Annotated in this window: 2 protein-coding genes; both read left to right on the forward strand. The window is 57.6% G+C overall.

Translation table 11 applies throughout. From position 1 onward, the window contains the following. Nucleotides 1-1,290, forward strand: a 1,290-nt coding sequence (locus GX466_09315) for a choice-of-anchor D domain-containing protein (GenBank protein ID NLH94394.1), incomplete at its 5' end; no start/stop codon positions are given. A 548-nt stretch (nucleotides 1,291-1,838) separates the two neighbouring features. After that, the coding region (locus tag GX466_09320; GenBank protein ID NLH94395.1) for a S8 family serine peptidase at nucleotides 1,839-4,624 on the forward strand (2,786 nt) is incomplete at its 3' end.

Consider the following 4,624-nt stretch of genomic DNA (forward strand, 5'->3'; position numbering starts at 1 on the left):
AACCTGCTGCAAGCGGCTTCCGCTCAGGAGAAGAGCATCGCGGGCAGCACCCTCACCCTGGACACCAGCAGCTACCTGCCCGGCACCACGGTGGACTGGACCTTCACCGCCACCAACGCCAGCACGGACGTAGAGTGGCTCAGAGACGTGATCATCAGCTTCCCCGCCGGGGTCACCGTGAACAGCGCCACCAACTTCGTGGGCGGCAGCGGCGGCGACATGACCCCGGATGTGACCAGCGGCAACGGTGTGACCATCACCTGGCACGGTGAAACCTCCTACGGCTACGGTGTGATCAAAGGAGGCGAATCCGCTTCCGCCACGGTCAACGTGACCATCGGCGCAAGCTTCGGCGGCAACCTAACCCTGCCCTGGACCCTGAACGGTGATATCTACGGTTCCGAGCCTCACACCCTCTCCGGTTCCAATGTTCTGACCCAGGATTCCCCTCCCATTTCCTGGCTGAGCGTACAGCCTCTCAGTGGCAGTATCGCCGCGGGACAGAGCCAGACCATCACCGCCTACTTCTCAGCCGTCGGCATGGCAGTGGGCACCTATGAAGCGATGCTCACCATCCATTCCAACGATCCCGTCAATCCCACCCTGGACGTGAGCGCCACCATGGATGTCTGGGACGTAAGCCTGGCCCCCGAAATTGTGGTTTCGCCTCTGGCCCTGGATTTCGGCGGGGTTGAAGTCGGCACAACCAGTGTGCTGCAATTCACTGTGCAAAACACCGGCAACGCCCATTTGATGGGAACCATCAGCACTCCCTCCGGCTACAGCGTATCCCAGGCAGGAGCCAAAGGATTTGTGGCTGATGCCCAAAGTTCCGCCTCCCTTGCAGTCAAGCAAGCTCCCGGAGCCAGGTATGCCCAGGCTGAAGTTCGCAACACCCTCACCCTCAGCGTACCAGCTGGCGAAACCGTCACCTACAATCTGACCTTTGCCCCCACCGCCGCGCAAACCTATCCTGGCAACGTTGTCATCAGCAGCAATGACGAGGATGAGCCTACAGTGAACATCGCCCTGACTGGTAGCGGCTACCTCAATTTGGCTGCGCCTCAGGTGACGGTGCAAAAAAGCTCCGGCGGCGTGACCGTCTCTTGGGAGCCTGTGACCAACGCCAACTGCTATCACATCTACCGCGCCACAGATCCCTATGGTGATTACGGCACTCAGCCCTTCGCCACGGTCCTGGCCCCACAAACCAGTTGGGAAGACACGGAAGTTCTGCCCATGGCCTTCTACAAGGTTGTGGCGGCCTTTGAGGACCTTCCCGCCAAATAATAAACAAACCGCTTAGATATCGGCCCCGCTGTCCTCTCAGGATTGGCGGGGCCTTTCTTTTTATACCGGAGCCATAACTGCTTACTCACCGCAATATCCTGTCAGTCCGCACCCTTAGCGCCCGTGTCCATCCCTCTCCTATGCCTCCCGCACAATACTCGCATCGAATACGGGGATTATGCGGGAGGCGTGTCAGGGCCCCGGAGCAGGGCCTTAACGGCCAGTCGGCATTGCTTCTTCCGGGTCACTTCAAACACCCGCTATCGTATTCAGTCCCCATGCGTTACCCTCCCGATTTGAAAGAGAGCCCGATGTTGAGTCCAGCCAGATAAACGCGAACCGGGTTAAAGTGTGTGGAGCCCACTACTTTACTTGGAAAACTTATCCGGCAGAAAAAGGTTGACAAATCCCTATTCATGGTTTAACTGGATGAAGAATGTTATATTTTGCCGCTCAGGCGAATCCCACAGACAAAAGTGGGACTCGGCAGCGGTGAATTGACTCAGATAGTAATACATAAGCCCCGCAAGGGCGAAGAGAGTAATAATATGCATAGATTAGCATCGCTTTTGGCCATCTGCCTGGCGCTTCTGAGCGTCGGCCTCACGGCCCTGGGTCCGGATTTCGCGGACCTGCCCTTTATAGACATTTACAAGGTGCCGGACGATGCCATGGTTCCTGGCCATGTCTGGATCAGGCTGAAACCGGAGCTTTCCGGCCAGTTGCAAAGGCTGGAGCATGAAAACGGGACACTGGCCTCCTTTGGCATTGCCGAACTGGATGAACTTAACCGCCGGTTCGAAGTAAGCAAAATCAGCCAGATTTTTTACAGCCCGGCCCACAGGAGCGAATTCATCCAACGCCACCGGGACTGGGGCCTGCACCTCTGGTATGAAATAAGTTTCGCCAGCAAGGCTGACATCCGCGACGTCGTGATGGCCTACCGTGGCCTCGAAGGCAGCGTGGCGTGGGCTGAGCCCGAGTATAAAAAAGTGCTGTACGAGGCTGTTGTAGGCCAGAACCAGGAACCACCGGAAACACTAAACCGCTGGACCCCCAACGACCCCTATTACAGTTCCCAATGGCATTACAACAACACCGGCCAGCAAGGCGGAACAGTCGATTGCGATATCGACCTGCCCGAAGCCTGGGACCTGGAAAAGGGACATCAGGACGTGATCGTGGCAGTGATCGACGGCGGCATCCAGACCAATCATCCGGACTTGAATAACAACATCTGGAGCGGAGTGGGATACAACTTTGTGAGCGGCAGCTCCACTATCAACCCCGAAGACCACGGCACCCACGTGGCCGGCACCGTTGCCGCGGAAAACAACAACTCCACGGGCGTTTGCGGCATCGCCGGCGGGAACGGCAATACCAAAGGTGTGAGCCTGATGTCCTGCCAGGTCTTCGACGGACAGAACCAGGGCGGTTTTGCCAACGCCCCCGTCTGGGCAGCAGACAACGGCGCGGCCATCTCCCAGAACAGTTGGGGTTATCAGTACCCCGACGTGTACAACCAATCAGATCTTAACGCCATCAACTATTTCAACGCCAACGGCGGCGGTACTGTTCTGAACGGTGGCGTCACCATCTTCGCCGCGGGCAACGATGAAGCCGAGGGAAATTTCTATCCTGGCTGTTACAGCGGCGCTTTTGCTGTGGCCGCCACCAACAACCAGGACAAAAAAGCCTATTACTCCAACTGGGGAACTTGGGTGGACATCTCCGCCCCGGGTGGAGAAACGACATATTATTCCACAAGAGGAATTCTCAGCACTATAACAGGCAACAACTACGCCTGGTACCAGGGCACCTCGATGGCCTGCCCGCATGTGTCCGGAGCGGCGGCACTCATTATATCCTACGCCCACCGCAACGGGCTCACGCTCACCAACACGGAGCTGAAAACGATCCTGCAAAGCACCGCCGACAACCATTACGGCGTGAATCCAAGCTACACCAACAAACTCGGCTCCGGACGCCTGAACCTGTACAACGCCCTGTTGGCAGTGCAGCCACCCCTCAATCCCCCTCAGAATCTGGCCGCAACCTCAACCCACGCTTCCGTCACACTCACTTGGGACGCCCCGGAAGCGATGACGCCTAACAGCTACAAAGTTTACAGAAACAGCTCCTATCTGGCTACCACAGGAAACCTCACATACACAGACCTGAACGTGACCGATGGCGTGACCTACAGCTATTATGTTGTGGCCAGCTACAACGACGGCGATTCAGATCCTTCCAACACCGTGAACGCCACCCCTAACACCTTTCCCCCCACCAACCTCACCGCTGTGGGCGGCGACACTGTTGTCAACCTGAGCTGGACCGCTGCCGGGGGACGCGGCGCCGAAGAAGAGTTTTTAGATGAGAGGAATATCAGCGGTTACAGGATCTACCGTGACGGCAGTTCCCTCACCACGGTGACGGGCACCAGCTACTCTGACCACAGTGTGGTGAACGGCACCACCTACAGCTATTGGGTGACCACGCTATATTCCAACCCCACAGGTGAATCCGCGGCCTCGAACACCGCGGAGGCCACTCCCCAGGCAGTCTCGTTTGCCGTGATAGGCAGCGGCACTGGAACCACCGCCACCACTGAGGGTTGCCCCATCAACATCTATAAGAAGAGCCTGCATGGACAGTCGGTCTATACCGCCGCGGAACTGAACGCCGCTGGCCTGTATGGCCCCACGGACATCACCCAATTGGGCTTTTACGTTGCTACGGCACCTGATCTGGCCTTGCCTAATTTCCGGATGCGGATGAAGCACACCACTGCCACGGATGTCGCAAACTGGATTAGCGCGGATGGACTGACCACAGTTTACAGCAGCGCCTCCTATCAGCCTGTACCCGGGAACTGGGATCTGTTGATCCTCTCCACCCCCTTTGCCTGGAACGGGATCGACAACATCGTGATCGACACCGACTTTGACCGGGTGGCCACAGAATCCGCCACCGGAACTGTGCGCTACACAAACATGAGCAATGGCTACCGCTACGGACGCAGCACCTATTCAGACATGGGTGAGACCTTCACCGGCGGCCTGGTCTCGGTTTACCGTCCGGATGTGAAACTGGGCTTTGTCTATGTGGAACCCGCCGGACCGGAGATCGCGGTCGATCCCCTCAGCCTCAATTACGGCGAGGTGGAGGTGGGTCAGACCAGCGTAAAGCAATTCACCATCCATAGCACCGGAGACGAAACTCTCAGCGGGAGCATCACCACTCCGGCTGGCTATACGGTCTCAGTCGCGGGCAGAAAAGGCCAAAAGAACTTGGGAGAGAGCCGGAACACTCTGTCCTTCTCGCTTCCCGT

This window comes from Candidatus Cloacimonadota bacterium, assembly GCA_012516855.1.
Classification (GTDB): Bacteria; Cloacimonadota; Cloacimonadia; order Cloacimonadales; family Cloacimonadaceae; genus Syntrophosphaera.